Raw genomic sequence first — 15,452 nt, forward strand, 5'->3', positions numbered from 1 at the left:
AATAGGTTAATCAGCAGTGTCAAGTGAGCCGGGTGTGATGGGGATTTCCAAGCTTTCACCCCGCGCTTTTTACCGGCCACCATTGCCCATCTTGCTGAGGTTCTACACACTCAAAAAGCTCGGTGTATCGGTCGGGTCGGAAGCTGTGAATCGGGACGACTTTGCCGGGATTGATTGCAGCAACGAAGCGTTTCAGGTCAACCGGACTTGCATGACCGGAGGTATGAATCGAAACCTTGGGGATGTCATGTCGCGCGAGGAATGCTGCAACTTGCGCATAACTGCCGCCATCCCAGTATCCCTCCCATTGCGAATATATGTAACGCGCACCACTCAGGCACTTGGCGCGCTCAAGATCCGGCTGATGCAGGGGGCGAAAGAGCAGAGTCGATTTCATGGGTATCTCGGCTAGATCCTCGATGAAAATCCGATGCTTCGAGTGCCGTTTGAGTAGCTCGAACAGGCTGCCTTGCTTGATCTGGAGTCTCTGTCGATGGGGTACATACAGCTTCACGTCCGACCAGTCTGATTGCGGGATGTTGAGGTTTCCCGTCGCTTCCAGAATTGTGGCAGCGTAGAGATCCATGACCACTTGCCGGCCGCAACGCCTCGACGCGCGGAAGATGGACACGATGCGATCAATGTTTTGTGCTGAAGTGTGTACGAGCGCCAGACCCTTGGTCTGCGCGATTTCGTCGGCCAGTTGTGCTTCGATTTCGGCTTCGGTAGGGAAAGTGGCATCAAGTGCCAGTCGTGTCAGTGAGCTGCCTTCGACCAACAGGGCGTTGATGTTGCTTGGAGGCGCCGCGATCAGCCGTTCGAACAAGGCCGCCTTGCGGCCATGTCCACGGAAGTCCCCGCTATAGAACAGCCGATCACCACCTCCTTCGATCAGCAGGGCATATGCATCGAATGCCGAGTGGTCAACAAGATACGGAGTCACGGTGAACGGCCCGATCTCGATGGGCTGCCCCGATTGGTATTCCCAACCGGCTGATGGCACGGGCCAAGTGCCCGGTAGAAACGGGATGGCGGCTGCCAGTATCCTTCGCGCAGCAGCTCCAAGGCCGACTGGGATGGAGCCATCAACGTGAGCGAGAAGCCCGTAATGGTCCAAGTGTGGATGCGATATCAGAATGCCAAGAAGGGACTGGTCGCTGCCGTCTAATTTCAAACCTGCAGGGATCAGTTCCGCCACGTTCTCTGTCGCGTCCAGTGGAAGGCCCAGGTCGATAAGCAGGCGAAGGCCATTCTGTTCCACTTCTATGCAACTACCACCAATCTGCTTGCTGCCGCGGCGGATGCAGGCTTTCATGCGTTAGGAATTTCCTTTGGAAAATAGAGAGTCTCGGGAATTCACCCGAGATTTATAGAGCAAGGGTTGCTCAATTGCTGATCAGCTTTTCCATGTATCCAACAGAAGACGTACCTGTTCTGTCGTCAACATGGTGCATTCATGCATCGCATAGCCGCACAGGCTTGCACTGGCAAAGCGCAGGTCAACTTGCAGGCCGGGAGTGTTGAACTCGGCGATGCGCTTGTCGCATTCATCCAGAATGGGCATTAGCTTTTCCGAATGTGGTACGTATTCGGCGAGAACGAGCACGATTTGTATGTGGTCAACCACGGTATGAAATTCTTCGGTCGATTTGCCGCGTTCATATTTGATAAGATCCAGCTGGCTGAGTTGAGAAAACTGTGCTTCGATATTTTTACGAAGCCCGGTCAGGAAAGCGGCATTGGTCAGGTGGTCCAGTGTTTTTTTCAGGTGGCCGATTACACCTGAAGTGCCGGCCAATGCATCAAGTCCATACTTCATTTCAAACAACACGGGAACTAGGCATTTGCGATCACGGTGCTCGAGATTGCGGCGCCAGCGAACGCCAAGCATGTCGTAGCGTGCATCATCGTATTTGTGCTCAATATCGGTAATGAAGTAATGCGACGAGTTGGATGACTTGCTGCGGCTGTTGATGCGGGCCGTTACCTGCTGGAACTCGCGTTCCAGGCCGGACTTCACCTGTGGGTGGCGATCCATCAGACGCTTGAGTTCACTCAAAATGCTCACCACTTGGGCCGTATCGTCAATAGAGCGAATGCGGCGCTTCAAAATGTCCTGACAGCCGTGGCGGGCAAGACGGCCATCCAGAACGCTGTTGGTGTCGTATTTTGAATCGAATGTCAGCGAATAGCCGTCGCTGTCGCGCGTGACCTTGAGGAGTTGGCCGCCCCGGTAGTAAACCGTGATGTAGGTGCCGCGCAGCCCCATCAGCAATGTATCGTCGTCACGTACTTCCTGCAGAAGGGGGCTGAGTATCCCGTTTTTCAGATCGTGCATGAACTCAGATGACAACTGATGCGTAGCTGGCATGACACTTCCTTCGAAAATGATGAGGATGCCTGCTTCTATCACATCACATGCTTTTCTCAGAAGCTGAGACTATCCCTCGGTACGTCCGGCGTTTGGTGAAGTGGTGTTTGCGCTACCACGGGAGATTGCACGTGTTTGGGTTGAGTGAGTTGTCTGCGCAACTGCAATGGGGCGCTACCGGGTTCTTTTTCGCGGCGCACCTGTTGGTCGCTGCGCGCGCGCTGACCCGCGCCAACCGCGCGCCGGCCTCGCGCGCGGCGTGGGTGGCGGTGGTGATGCTGGCGCCGGTGGTGGGCATGGTCGCCTACCTGCTGCTGGGCGAGACCAGCATCGGCCGCGCGCGCTTCCGCCGCGTGGAACAGGCCCTGGGACGGATGGGCATGGCGGCGGCCGCGATCACCCGGCTGCCGGCGGCCGCGCCGGTGGCCGGTACCGCCGCACCGCTGCTGGAGCTGGCGCGTTCGATCAACGGCCTGCCGGCGGTCGGCGGGAACCGCGTGACGCTGCTGGGCGACGCCGACAGTCCCGCGGGCGCGCCGGAAAGCGACTGCCGCCGCGCGCTGGACACGCTGGTGGCCGACATCGAACAGGCCCGCGAGAGCGTGCACATCGCCTTCTACATCTGGCTGGACGATGGCGCCGGCGGCCGCGTGGCCGATGCGGTGGCCGCCGCGGCGCGGCGCGGCGTGGCCTGCCGGGTGATGGTCGATGCGCTGGGCTCGCGCGCCTTCATCGACGGCCCGCGCTGGAAGCAGCTGGGCGAGGCCGGAGTGAAACGGCTGAAAACGCTGGACGACATCAAGCGCCTGCAGCACATGGCGTTCAGCCGCATGGACCTGCGCGACCACCGCAAGATCGTGGTGATCGACAACCGCATCGCCTATTGCGGCAGCCAGAACTGCGCCGATCCGGAGTTCCGGGTGAAGCCGTCCTGCGCGCCGTGGATCGACCTGCTGCTGCGCTGCGAGGGTCCGGTGGTGGCGCAGGTCCAGTTCCTGTTCCTCAGCGGCTGGATTCCGGAAGCGGGCGAGAGCGGGCTGGACGGCTATGCGGTCGCGACCGTGCCGCAGTGGCATGAAGGCGGCTGCATCGCCACCGCCTTCGAGACCGGGCCGATCACGCGGCCCAACGCCATGGCCGACATGTTCGTGGCCTGCATCCATGCCGCGCGGCGCGAACTGGTGATCACCACGCCATATTTCGTGCCGGACGAATCCATCCTGCGCGCGCTCTGCTCTGCGCCGCGGCGCGGCGTGTGCACGAAGCTGGTGCTCCCGCGCCGCAACGATTCGTGGCTGGTCGGGCAGGCCAGCCGCAGCGCCTATGCCGACCTGCTGCGCAGCGGCGTGGAAGTCCACGAGTACCCGCTGGGCCTGCTGCACGCCAAGTCGCTGACCGTCGATGGCGAGATCAGCCTGGTGGGCTCGGCCAACATCGACCGGCGCAGCCTGGAACTCAATTTCGAGAACAGCCTGCTGATCGCCGACGCGCAGGTGACCGCCGCGATCCGCCGGCGCCAGGAAAAATACCTGTCCGTGTCCATTGCGGTGACGCAGGAACAGGTCGATGGCTGGTCGTTCGCCACGCGGCTGGTGCAGAACGCGGTGGCGATGATGTCGCCGGTGCTGTAAGCGCGCCGGGCGTGCCGGGACTCAGGCGCCGATGGCGGCGCGTCCGCGCAGCAGGCCGCGGAATTCCCCGAACAGGCGCGGATCGACCAGCCGGTTCTTCTCGCGGTTGAGGATGGCCAGCGCATCGTCCGCGCACAGCGGGCCGCGGTAGGGGCGATGCGAGGTCAACGCGTCGTAGCCGTCGGCGATGGTCAGGATGCGCGCTTCCAGCGGGATGTCCTCGCCCTGCAGGCCGTGCGGGTAACCGCTGCCGTCCCAGGCTTCGTGGTGATGCAGGATCAGCCGCGCCACGGCGGCGGCATCGTCGCGGCCGGTGGCCGCGAACAGGCGCGCGCCGCGTTCGGGGTGGGTGCGCATCTTCTCCATCCGCGGCTCGTCCAGGCGGCCGGGATGCAGCAGCACGTCGTCGCGGATGCCGATCTTGCCGACATCGTGGAAGCGCGCGGCCAGCGCCAGCTGTTCCAGCTGCGCGCCGGACAGCCCGCAGCGCTCGCCCAGCCCATGCGCCAACAGCGAAACCCGGTCGCAGTGCTGGTCGGTGTAGCTGTCGCGCTCGTCCAGCGCGGCGGCGAGCACGGCGATGCCGCAGCTGTCGTTTTCAGGCGGGAGGGACAGGCCAGGGGGCGAGGGAATCGGGAACATGGAGCGCCGCACCGCGGGGAAGGCGGCCTGGCCGGGAGGAGGGCGGTTATTGTCCCCGCCGCCTCCGTTCCTGGCAAACCCTTCATCCACTCACGCCGGCCGCAGGGTGGTCAGCAGCGCGCGCGCGGCGTTGAAGCGGTCCGCGCTTTCCGGCAGCGGATGCCGGATGCGCAGCTTGTCGGGGCCGTCCATCTGGTACAGCTTGGGCTGCTTCTGGATCAGCTGGATCACTGCCATCGGGTCGATGTCGGGCTTGGCCTCGAACACGATGCGGCCGCCGTTCTCGCCCAGCTCCAGCTTGCGGATGCCCAGCGCGTTGGCCTGCAGCTTGAGTTCGGCGATGGCGAACAGGTGCTTGGCCGCATCCGGCAGCAGGCCGAAGCGGTCGATCATCTCCACCTGCAGCTCGCGCAATGCGACGCTGTCGCGCGCGCTGGAAATGCGCTTGTACAGGGTCAGGCGCGTATGCACGTCGGGCAGGTAGTCTTCCGGGATCAGCGCCGGTACGTGCAGTTCGACCTCGGCGCCGCGCACTTCCTCGCCGCTGTCCAGGTCGGGCAGCTTGCCGGCCTTGATCGAGCGCACCGCGCGTTCGAGCAGCTCGGTGTACAGGCTGAAGCCGACCTCGGCCATCTGCCCGCTCTGGTCCTCGCCGAGCAGTTCGCCGGCGCCGCGGATTTCCAGGTCGTGGGTGGCCAGGGTGAAGCCGGCGCCGAGTTCGTCCATCGAGGCGATGGCATCCAGCCGCTTCTGCGCGTCGGGCGTGATCGAGCGCTTGTCCGGCACCACCAGGTACGCATAGGCGCGATGGTGCGAGCGGCCGACGCGGCCGCGCAGCTGGTGCAGCTGGGCCAGGCCGAAGCGGTCGGCGCGGTTGATGATGATGGTGTTGGCGTTGGGGATGTCGATGCCCGATTCGATGATGGTGCTGGCCAGCAGCACGTTGAAGCGCTGCTTCTGGAAATCCAGCATCACCTTTTCCAGCTCGCGCTCGGGCATCTGCCCATGGGCCATGCCGATGCGCGCCTCGGGCACCAGCTCGGACAGCTCGCGCTGCATGCGGCCCATGCTCTCCACGTCGTTGTGCAGGAAATACAGCTGGCCGCCGCGCGAGAGCTCGCGCTGGAACGCCTCGCGCAGCTGCGCGTTGTCCCACTGGGTGACGAAGGTCTGCACCGCCAGCCGGTTCGGCGGCGGCGTGGCGATGATCGACAGGTCGCGCAGCCCGGCCATGGCCATGTTGAGCGTGCGCGGGATCGGCGTGGCGGTGAGCGTGAGCAGGTGCACGTTGGCGCGCATCGCCTTGAGCGCTTCCTTCTGGCGCACGCCGAAGCGCTGTTCCTCGTCGACGATGACCAGGCCCAGGTCCTTGAACTTCACGTCCGGCTGCAGCAGGCGGTGGGTGCCGACGATCACGTCGATGCCGCCCTCGGCGACCTTGTCCAGTTCGGCCTTGATTTCCTTGGTGGACTTGAAGCGTGACAGCACTTCGACCTTGAGCGGGTAATCGGCGAAGCGGTCGCGGAAGTTGCGGTAGTGCTGCTCGGCCAGCAGCGTGGTCGGCACCAGCACGGCGACCTGCTTGCCGCCGCTGGCGGCGGCGAAGGCGGCGCGCACGGCCACTTCGGTCTTGCCGAAGCCGACGTCGCCGCAGACCACGCGGTCCATCGGCTGGCTGGACTGCAGGTCGCGCAGGGTGGCTTCGATCGCGGCCAGCTGGTCCGGGGTTTCCTCGAACGGGAAGCCGGCGGCGAACGGTTCGTACATGGCGCGGTCGATGTCCAGCGCCAGGCCGGCGCGGGCCTGGCGCCGCGCCTGGATCTCCAGCAGCTCGGCGGCGACGTCGCGGACCTTCTCGGCGGCCTTGCGCTTGGCCTTGGCCCACTGCTCGCCGCCCAGCGAATGCAGCGGCGCGGTTTCCGGCGAGGCGCCGGAGTAGCGGCTGATCAGGTGCAGCTGCGCGACCGGCACGTACAGGCGGTCGCCCTTGGCGTATTCGATCTCGAGGAATTCGCCGGGCATGCCGCCGACGTCCATCGCGATCAACCCGCGGTAGCGGCCGACGCCATGGTCCTCGTGGACGATGGGCGCGCCCTCGGTCAGCTCGCCGAGGTCGCGGATGATCGCTTCCGGTTCGCGCCCGGCACGGCGGGTGCGGCGCGCCTGGCCGGCGCGCTCGGGGAACAGCTGGCGCTCGGTGAGCACCGCCAGCGCCGGTTCAGACAGGGCGAAGCCATCGTCCAGCGGCGCGACCGTGATGGCGAAGCGCGGCGCATCGTCGGCCAGGAAGGCCGGCAGGCCCGGCACCACCGGCGGCCGCAGGTCGGCGGCCTGCAGCACTTCCAGCAGCGCCTCGCGGCGGCCCGGCGAATCGGCGGCGACCAGCACCCGGCCGGGGTAGTGCTCGAGGAAGGATTTCAGCGCCTGCCCGGCGGGTGCGTCCTTGGCGGCCACCGGCAACGGTGGCAGCGGCTGGTCGCCCAGCGCCTGCGCCTCGGCGATGCGCGGGTGGTCGGCGGGCCACACCTCCACGCGTGGCTGCCGGTTGAACTGCTCGCGCAGCCCGTCCGGCGACTGGTAGATCTCCTCCGGCGGCAGCAGCGGCCGTTCGATGTCGTGGCGGCGCTGCTCGTAGCGGCTGCGGGTCTGCGTCCAGAACGCGTCGGCCGCTTCGCCCACGCCGGGCGCGAGCACGGTCAGGAAACCCTCGGGCAGGTAGTCGAACAGCGTCGCCGTTGTGTTGAAGAACAGCGGCAGGAAGTATTCGATGCCCGAGGGCGGGACGCCGGCCTTCAGGTCCTGGTAGAGCGGGCTGCGGCGGGTGTCCACGTCGAAGCGCTCGCGCAGCGTGGCCAGCACTTTGGCGAGGCTGGCCTCGTCCATCGGCACTTCGCGGCCTGGCAGCATCTTCACCGCGCCGACCTTGTCCAGCGAGCGCTGCGATTCGGGGTCAAATTCGCGGATCGAGTCGATGTCCTCGTCCAGCAGTTCGATGCGCAGCGGTGCGCCGGCACCCATCGGGTAGACGTCGAGCAGGCCGCCGCGCACGGCGAAGTCGCCCGGGTCCATCACCTGCGGCACGTTGCGGTAGCCGGCGCTTTCCAGGCGGCGCTTCTCCGCATCCATGTCCAGGCGCTGGCCGACCTCCAGGTCGAAGCTTCCGCCGACGATGTAGCTCAGCGGCGCCAGCCGCTGCAGCAGGGTCTGCACCGGCACCACCACGATGCCGCGCGCGAGCGCGGGCAGGCGGTGCAGCGCGGCCAGGCGCTGGGAAATGATGTCCGGGTGCGGGCTGAACTGGTCGTAGGGCAGGGTTTCCCAGTCGGGAAACGGCACCACCGGCAAGGCCGCATCGTCGCCCAGCAGGGTCTGCAGGTCGGCGACGGCCTGGTGCGCGCCGTGGTTGTCGCGGGTGACTAGCAGCAGCGGCCCGGCGTGTGCCTGCGCGGCACGGGCCACGTGCCAGGCCAGCGCGCTGGTCGATGCGGGGGCGCGCCACCAGGCGCGGAGCTGGCCCGCACGGGGCAGCGGCGGAACGGGGTAGGGGGGGGCTAGCATGGACCGTCAATCTTAACAGACCGCCGTCTACTGCTCGGACATTGGCGCCGATTAGGTCAGCCTATTGGGCTCACTGAAAAATTGGGAGTGCAATCGGGGAGCGAAATAGGTTGCAGCAGTCTTTTGTATATCGTTGGGTTGCATGACGATAAGGTACGCCTGCGTTATGCGTCCAGCCAACGCGTCCTAAACTAGGTGTCGCTGGATGATGCAGAAGTGAGCGGAATTTCTCCAATCTCTCCATGCTATCGCCCTTGGCTCTCAGTCAGCGAGTTCTAGTAATGACGAAATGGCAAGGAGTCTCTGATAGATTGGTCATCAGGGCTGACGATAAATTTATTCATTCGTGAGTTTTTCGTCCAGCCAAGTTTTATGTTTTTTATTCAAAACACTGAGTAAGAAGTGTTGAACGTTTACATGCAGGCCTTGGAAAATTGCGCGTTCCGAATAGATCGTCAAGGCCAGACAGGCTTTCAGGACGGCATGCATATCCTTTGAAACGGCATCAGACTGCGCATTGGCGAGTTTGATATCCTCGAGCGCATCACGCAGTACCAACGTCTTTGAAGACGTGCTGTGCACGGATGTTGAAAGATCTGCGTAGAGCTTTGACAAGCTCCCAAGCCAAGCTTCATTGCCTTGCTTAAAACAGTCAAGCCATAAGCAGTGCTCCCGGAGCGATTTCATCTCCACGTAGTATTTTTGCCGACTCGTCAGCCAGCCGTACTCGATAGGATGATCGCGGAAATAATGGTGGCGCCAGAAATTCTCAACGACACTTCGAAGATAGAAGCGGGCCCCCCTTGCGTCGCCATTAATGAGGGCGTGAACCAGGTGAAGCGTGTCTGATGAGAGCTCCTGGAAGAATATCCGCTGATGTTCCCCCAGTTGCGTCATGGCGCGACTTAATGAGCCGAAGCAGACGGCGTATTTGTAGGCGGAAACGAGTAGTGTGCGCTGTTTCGGCAAATCTTCAAGGCGTCCCTTCTCCGCTGTTCCCCAGTATGCAGAAAAATCCTTCTTTACTTGCGCGACTAAAGGGTTGGCGCCTTGTGTCGACATTACAGGTCCTTGATTAAGCTTTTCCAGTTGGATATGAACGACTTGTCATGGCCATAAGAATCTAACTTACGCATTACGCGATCGATAATTTCAGCTCGCTCTTTAGGGCTGAGAGTGGAGAGGTATTTGATCACTCGTTTGATGTACCTGCCTCTCGCCTCCTTATTGGCTGGGGGTAAATTCAAGCCAAGTGCCATGACTATATCTCCCAAGGTGGGGAATAGCTCTTTGTTAGAAAGCACCTCTTCGATGGAGGCCGCCGAGCGGTAAGACATGGCAACATTGTGAATAAGTGGTGCCTGTCTGTATTTTTCCGGCGTAGGGCGTGAATTGGCCTGCTCCGGTAATGTGGAGTACATGCTCGGAGATTCCGGGTGTAAATGGGTGAGTGCCTTGACTGCATCGCGCAATCCGCTTCTGTCATTTTTTGCCCAGGTGGCAATCATTTCATTGAGCTCGTCGACGTCGAACTCAGACGCAAGATCGTATAGGCGAGAAACTAGAGAGAGATAGCGCTGGCGCGTGGCGCCATTCTTCTTAAATGATGACTTATTCATAGGTCTGAGGCTCTCCGTACGAACTCCGCGCAAATGCCTTCCAACGCGGATTTTACCTCTGCCAACTTTCCTGCCTTTGGAGACAGCTGTAGAGGTAAGTTGCCGTCTACAGCCTCAGCCACACCAGTTGTCTGAGCGATCAAATGTTTGAATACTTCACCTGGGTACTCGATGCGTACTTGCTCCATTGTCGCGAGCATTGCTTCAGTTTGTCGTACCTGCGTGAAAACAAGTCCCAATCTTGGCAACTCTTGGCCTGAACGCTCTTCGTAGTCCTGCATTGCTCGTTCAAGAAGCGGGAGGCCAAGAACCGAAAGCGGGTCTGGCTTGACCGGAACGAGGTATGCATCCGAAGCAAGAAAGGCGCTGTAGCTAAAAAGAGAGGCCGTGGGTGGGCAATCAATCAATACGTAATCGTAGTCGCCGCGGACTTTTTCCAGAAATACCCGCAGGCGATTTTCTGTCCCTCGTGGCGCCGCATCGAGCTTCATCAGGTCAAGGATTGACGGCAAAATATCCAGCTGCCATCCCCCTTTCTTAACTTTGATGACGGCGCTTGAGGGGGTTGGTTTAATGGGCGCAAATGCAGGCGCCCCTCCGACATTAGAGATAGCACCGGTTGGCGGTTGAAATACGCTTAAAACAGTGTGCTTCGTTCGTACCCAGTTCAAGTACTCGTCAGGGGACACAACCCATTGAGTTGCATTGAATTGAGGGTCAATGTCAACCAACAGAACACGGTACTTCTTCGCAAGTTCCCAGGCTAATCCCACAGCCAGCGTCGTTTTTCCTACGCCACCTTTCATATTGATTAGCGACACAACTTTCGCGCGGCTCATAGCACCTCCAGGGGACTGAAGCAATCTTAGCTCATGAAGTGCCGCACGTCCCGAATCGCAGGCGTCTCGTGTCTCATGCCCCTGGTTGCCGGGCTTGTTCGAACAGATAGCTACCGCCGGATTCAACCTCAGGGTAGGAGTCTAGAAGACCGATCACGCATGCACCTTCCATATCAAGCTGTCTGACTGAATGATGCTCGTCAACCTGACTTCCTCTGCGTGGCGAGCGAGCCACTACGCATAAGTTCAAGTGACCTTCATGCCATCAGGCCTCAGCCCTGCTCACTTAAGACATGAACTTTGTGCCGCTCATGTACCTTCGGTAGAGAACATGCGGGAGAACATGCTGTGCTTTGAGGCTGGATCAAGCGGAAGGGCAGGTGCTGGCTGCCGCCACATACTCCTGTTCGAATGCGCCAGACGGCACAGACGGCGACGGCACCGCCACCGTGCTGCGAACCTTACCTGGGGTCAGTTGCCCAGTTCCAGCACCATGCGCACCAGGCCCGGCGTGCCGGACGGGTGCGGCACCTGCTTGAAGCCCAGCGAGGCGGCCAGCTGCAGCATCGGTTCGTTGTCCTGGGCGATGTCGCCGTACATGCGGTCCAGGTACTTGCCGCGCGCCCACTTGACCAGCTTGCGCATCAGCTGCCGGCCAAGGCCCTGGCCGGCGAGGAAGCGGCTGACCAGGATGGCGTACTCGGCGTCGCGGGTGCCGGGGATGATCGAGGCGCGCGCAACGGCGCCGACCACGGCTTCGCCCGGCGGCAGCGGTTCGGCCGCGACCAGCGAGATCTCGGTCTTCGGGTTCGGGTGGGTCAGGCGCTGCGCGGTTTCGTCCGACAGCACGTCCACGGCCTGCAGGAAGCGGTCGCGGACTTCCTCCGGCCCGAACAGCGCGAATGCGCCCTGCAGCGGCGCGCCGTCTTCGGGGCGGATGGGACGGATGAGCAGTTCCCGGCCGCTGGGAGCCTTGAAGTTTTCATGCCACGGGGGCATGCGGTTGCGTGTAGCCATGACTGCGGTTCCTCCAGAGTCCGCCGATTCTTGCACCTGCAGCGTGAGGTTCTGTGAACGCGATTCAACCATGGCGACCGGGCAGGTGGCAGCGGATTTTCGTTGCCGGACTGTTGTCGAGCGCGATTACCCCAGACCGGCATGGCCGCAGGCGCGGGCCGTGCCGTCTCCTGCCGCAGAACGCGGCCGCCAGGTTCAATCGCCGTTCTTGATCCACTCCAGCCGCGTCGATGCGCCGGCTTCGCCCAGTTCGCGCTGCAGCACCGGCAATGCCGGGGCCAAGGCCTGGTCGAACTGCCAGGGCGGATTGAGCAGCAGCATGCCACTGCCGTTCAGGCGCAGCGGCGAGTCGTCCGGGCGCACCATCAGCTCGGCCACCAGCGCCGACTTGACCGGCAGCGCGGCCGCCTTGCGGAAGAACGGCAGCAGGCTGCGGCGCTGCTTGACCGGGTACCACACCGCGCACTGGGCCTGCGGCATGCGCGCCAGGATCTCGCGCAGCGTGGCGATGATCTGCGGGTACTCGGCGTCCTGCGCCTCGTAGGGCGGGTCGATCAGCACCAGGGCGCGGCCGATCTTCGTCTCGCCGGCCCTGGGCGGCAGCAGGGCGCGGATGCTGTCGTAGCCATTGGCGGCCAGCACCTGCACGCGGCGGTCGTGGGCGAACAGTTCCTTCAGCGCCGCCGCTTCCTCGGGCTGCAGCTCGCAGGCGGCCATGCGGTCCTGCCCGCGCATGGCCTGGGCGGCCAGCAGCGGCGAGCCGGGGTAGGCGATCAGACCGCCGACGGGGTTGTTGGCCTGGATCGCGCGCAGGTAGCGCTCCACCACTTCCGGCAGGGTCGGCGAGGCCATCAGCTGCCCGATGCCCGCTTCGGCCTCGGCGGTCTTGCGGCTTTCCTCCGCCGCGAGCAGGTAGCGGCCGCGGCCGGCGTGGGTGTCGAGCACGAAGAACGGCGTGTCCTTGCGCTTGAGCGCATCGATCAGGGCGAGCAGGACGATGTGCTTGAGCACGTCGGCGTGGTTGCCGGCGTGGAAGGCGTGGCGGTAGTTCATCGGTGCAGTGTACGGGCGCCGCCCGGGGGCGGCTATGCTGGCGCAATGTCCGAACAGCCCGCCCGCGTGCTCGTCGTCGAAGACGAGGCCGCCATCGCCGATACCGTCCTGTACGCGCTGCGCAGCGAGGGCCACGCGGCAGAACACTGCGCGCTGGGGCGGCAGGCGCTGGAACGGCTGCGCGGGGGCGGCATCGACGTGGTGGTGCTGGACGTGGGCCTGCCCGACCTGGGCGGTTTCGAGGTCTGCCGCCAGCTGCGGACGTTCAGCCAGGTGCCGGTGATCTTCCTGACCGCGCGCAATGACGAGTTCGACCGGGTGCTGGGCCTGGAGCTGGGCGCGGACGATTACGTGGGCAAGCCGTTCTCGCCGCGCGAGCTGGTGGCGCGGGTGCGCGCGCGGCTGCGGCGGCCGGCGCAGCCGGCACCGGCCGAGGCGGGCTGGATGCGGCAGGGGGCGTTCGCGATCGACCGCGAGGGGCGGCGGGTGCGCTACCGCGACGTGCTGCTGGACCTGACCCGCTACGAGTACGCGCTGCTGGCGGCGCTGCTGCAGCGGCCGGGGGCGATCCTCAGCCGCGCGCAGCTGATGGAGCGTGGCTGGGACCACGCCAGCGACAGCGCCGACCGCACCGTGGATACGCATGTGAAGACCCTGCGCGCGAAGCTGCGCGCGGCGGGGGCGGAGGACGATCCGATCCGCACGCACCGGGGCGTGGGGTATGCACTGGATGTCTGAAGTTCCTGGAAATCCGGCGCGTGCGATGGGGCGACTTTTGAAGCCCCTTCTCCTTTGCGGGGAGAAGGCGTGCTCCATGCGCTACCGGCGTGCATGCGTTGGAGCGCGGGGCGGAGGCAAAGCCAAAGCCAAAGCTTCGCGGCTCCTGATCGAACGAAGTGAGGCTCTTTCCAGTTCGTGGTTGAAGGCAACTGCAAAGGCTTTCGCTCCCGCTTCGCGTGAGCGAGTTACTTTTCTTTGCTCGTGCAAAGAAAAGGTAACCAAAAGAAAGCACGCCCTGCCTCCGCGCCCGACGCGCTGTGCGCGCCGGGTCCACTCCGCCGCCGGGATTTTTCGACACGACATCCCTGTCGTGTCGAAAAACGACGTGCATCCATGCACATCGCCCTTCGGGTCTTGTCCGTCGGCTCCGTCGCTACGGAAGGGAACCCGGAAGATCAAAAGCCGAAGCAACAGCAAAGCCATGAGCGACGGCAGCGGCTTCGACCCTGTGAGGTGGGCGTGCGCCTCGGCCTGAAACTCTTCCTCGGCTTCTTCCTGATCGTCGGCATCGCCGCGTTCTTCGTGATGCGCGTGTTCGTCGACGAGGTCAAGCCGGGCGTGCGCCAGGCGATGGAATCCACCCTGGTCGACGCGGCCAACGTGCTGGCGGTGGTGGCCGGGCCGGACCTGGCGGCCGGGCATATCGCCGATGGCCGCTTCGCCGCGCAGGTGGCGACCGCGCAGCGGCGCGATCCGCGCGCGATGGTGTGGCGCTTCCCCAAGCGCAGCATCGACTACCGGGTCACCGTGACCGACGTGCGCGGCATCGTCGTCTACGACTCGCGCGGGCAGGACGTGGGCCGCGACAACTCGCGCTGGAACGATGTCTACCGCACCCTGCGCGGCCAGTACGGCGCGCGCTCCAGCCCGGGAACGCCCGGCGACGTGGACAGCACGGTCATGCACGTGGCCGCGCCGGTCTACGATCCGGCCGACGGGCGCACCCTGATCGGCGTGCTGACCCTGGCCCAGCCCAACGACAGCATCGAGCCGTTCATCGCCGCCAGCCAGCGCGCCATCGTCGCGCGCGGTGCGTGGCTGATCGGCTCGGCGGCGCTGATCGGGCTGCTGATGACCTGGTGGCTGGCACGCGGCATCGGCAGCCTGAGCCGCTATGCGAAGGCGGTCAGCGCCGGCGAGCCGGTGCCGCCGCCCAGGCCGCGCGGCGACGAGATCGGCGATCTCGGCCAGGCCCTGGAGACCATGCGCCGCAAGCTCGAGGGCAAGGCCTACGTCGAGCAGTACGTGCAGTCGCTCACGCACGAGATGAAGAGCCCGCTGGCGGCGATCCGCGGTGCCGCCGAACTGCTGCAGGAACCCCTGCCCGAGATCGACCGGCAGCGTTTCGCCGCGAACATCGCCCAGCAGGAGCGGCGCCTGACCGAGACCATCGACCAGCTGCTGCGGCTGGCCGAGGTGGAGCAGCATGGCTGGCTGCAGCGGCGCACGACGGTGGACCTGGCGGCGCTGTGCCGGCAGCTCGCCGAGGATGCGGGGCCGCGCCTGCAGGCCGCGCGCCTGTCGCTGCACTGCGGACTGCCGGATCACGCGCCGGTGCAGGGCGATGCGTTCCTGCTGCGGCAGGCCCTGGGCAACCTGCTGGACAACGCGATCGCGTTCTCGCCCGAAGGCGGCCGGATCGGGTTGCAGCTGGGCGCGCAGGACGGGGGCTGGGAAATGGTGTTGACCGACCAGGGGCCGGGTGTGCCGGACTACGCGCTGGAGCGGGTGTTCGAGCGCTTCTATTCGCTGGCCCGCCCCGGCAGCGGGCAGCGCAGCTCCGGGCTGGGCCTGCCGTTCGTGGCCGAGGTCGCGCGCCTGCATGGCGGATATGCGCGCCTGCGCAACCGCGTGGAGGGCGGTGCGGAGGCGAGCCTGTGGTTGCCAATGGCGTAGGTGCCGGGCCTGCCCGGCACGGGGCCGCACCGGGAAAGCTCCCTGC

The 15,452-nt window shown here is 64.2% G+C and carries 12 protein-coding genes; 3 read left to right on the forward strand and 9 right to left on the reverse strand.

Annotated features, from left to right (window positions below; all coding sequences use genetic code 11):
* Positions 1 to 55: 55 nt before the first annotated feature.
* Both ABB22_RS12290 and ABB22_RS12295 read right to left on the reverse strand, forming a co-directional pair.
* Positions 56 to 1,315, reverse strand: a complete 1,260-nt coding sequence (locus ABB22_RS12290) for an MBL fold metallo-hydrolase (RefSeq protein ID WP_057505259.1) — start codon at positions 1,313 to 1,315, stop codon at positions 56 to 58.
* Positions 1,316 to 1,396: 81 nt separating this feature from the next.
* A complete protein-coding gene (locus ABB22_RS12295) occupies positions 1,397 to 2,371 on the reverse strand; it encodes a hypothetical protein (RefSeq protein WP_057505260.1) in 975 nt (324 codons plus the stop codon).
* A gap of 140 nt (positions 2,372 to 2,511) precedes the next feature.
* On the opposite strand from ABB22_RS12295, the gene cls reads away from it, so the two are divergent.
* Positions 2,512 to 4,002, forward strand: coding sequence for a cardiolipin synthase (cls, locus tag ABB22_RS12300; protein WP_055768143.1), 1,491 nt, complete (start codon positions 2,512 to 2,514; stop codon positions 4,000 to 4,002).
* 21 nt (positions 4,003 to 4,023) lie between these two features.
* On the opposite strand, the gene ABB22_RS12305 is transcribed toward cls, so the two are convergent.
* The 7 genes from ABB22_RS12305 to ABB22_RS12320 all read right to left on the reverse strand — a co-directional run bounded on the left by ABB22_RS12305 (position 4,024) and on the right by ABB22_RS12320 (position 12,730).
* A complete protein-coding gene (locus ABB22_RS12305; protein ID WP_055768146.1) occupies positions 4,024 to 4,644 on the reverse strand; it encodes an HD-GYP domain-containing protein in 621 nt (206 codons plus the stop codon).
* A 90-nt stretch (positions 4,645 to 4,734) separates the two neighbouring features.
* The gene (mfd, locus tag ABB22_RS12310; protein WP_055768149.1) at positions 4,735 to 8,202 is read right to left on the reverse strand and encodes a transcription-repair coupling factor; all 3,468 of its coding nucleotides are present in this window, start codon (positions 8,200 to 8,202) and stop codon (positions 4,735 to 4,737) included.
* A gap of 336 nt (positions 8,203 to 8,538) precedes the next feature.
* A complete protein-coding gene (locus ABB22_RS18225) occupies positions 8,539 to 9,264 on the reverse strand; it encodes a hypothetical protein (protein ID WP_152984158.1) in 726 nt (241 codons plus the stop codon).
* Positions 9,264 to 9,821: a hypothetical protein gene (locus ABB22_RS18230; RefSeq protein WP_152984159.1), complete on the reverse strand. Its 558-nt coding sequence runs from the start codon at positions 9,819 to 9,821 to the stop codon at positions 9,264 to 9,266. Before ABB22_RS18230 ends, ABB22_RS18225 begins: the two co-directional genes overlap by 1 nt.
* On the reverse strand, positions 9,818 to 10,660 hold the full coding sequence (locus ABB22_RS17895; protein WP_082443571.1) for a ParA family protein: 843 nt from the start codon (positions 10,658 to 10,660) through the stop codon (positions 9,818 to 9,820). Before ABB22_RS17895 ends, ABB22_RS18230 begins: the two co-directional genes overlap by 4 nt.
* Before the next feature lie 471 nt (positions 10,661 to 11,131).
* Positions 11,132 to 11,677, reverse strand: a complete 546-nt coding sequence (locus ABB22_RS12315; RefSeq protein WP_055768151.1) for a GNAT family N-acetyltransferase — start codon at positions 11,675 to 11,677, stop codon at positions 11,132 to 11,134.
* A gap of 195 nt (positions 11,678 to 11,872) precedes the next feature.
* Positions 11,873 to 12,730 (reverse strand): 23S rRNA (adenine(2030)-N(6))-methyltransferase RlmJ, encoded by an 858-nt coding sequence (locus tag ABB22_RS12320; RefSeq protein ID WP_055768154.1) that lies wholly within the window; start codon positions 12,728 to 12,730, stop codon positions 11,873 to 11,875.
* A gap of 45 nt (positions 12,731 to 12,775) precedes the next feature.
* Between ABB22_RS12320 and creB the strand changes: the two genes are divergently transcribed.
* Together creB and creC are read left to right on the forward strand one after the other, a co-directional pair.
* Positions 12,776 to 13,468: a two-component system response regulator CreB gene (creB, locus tag ABB22_RS12325; RefSeq protein ID WP_055768157.1), complete on the forward strand. Its 693-nt coding sequence runs from the start codon at positions 12,776 to 12,778 to the stop codon at positions 13,466 to 13,468.
* Positions 13,469 to 13,969: 501 nt separating this feature from the next.
* Positions 13,970 to 15,406, forward strand: coding sequence for a two-component system sensor histidine kinase CreC (gene creC / locus ABB22_RS12330; protein ID WP_055768536.1), 1,437 nt, complete (start codon positions 13,970 to 13,972; stop codon positions 15,404 to 15,406).
* Positions 15,407 to 15,452 lie beyond the last annotated feature (46 nt).

It is taken from the genome of Stenotrophomonas nitritireducens, from assembly GCF_001431425.1.
In the GTDB taxonomy this organism is placed as follows: domain Bacteria; phylum Pseudomonadota; class Gammaproteobacteria; order Xanthomonadales; family Xanthomonadaceae; genus Stenotrophomonas; species Stenotrophomonas nitritireducens.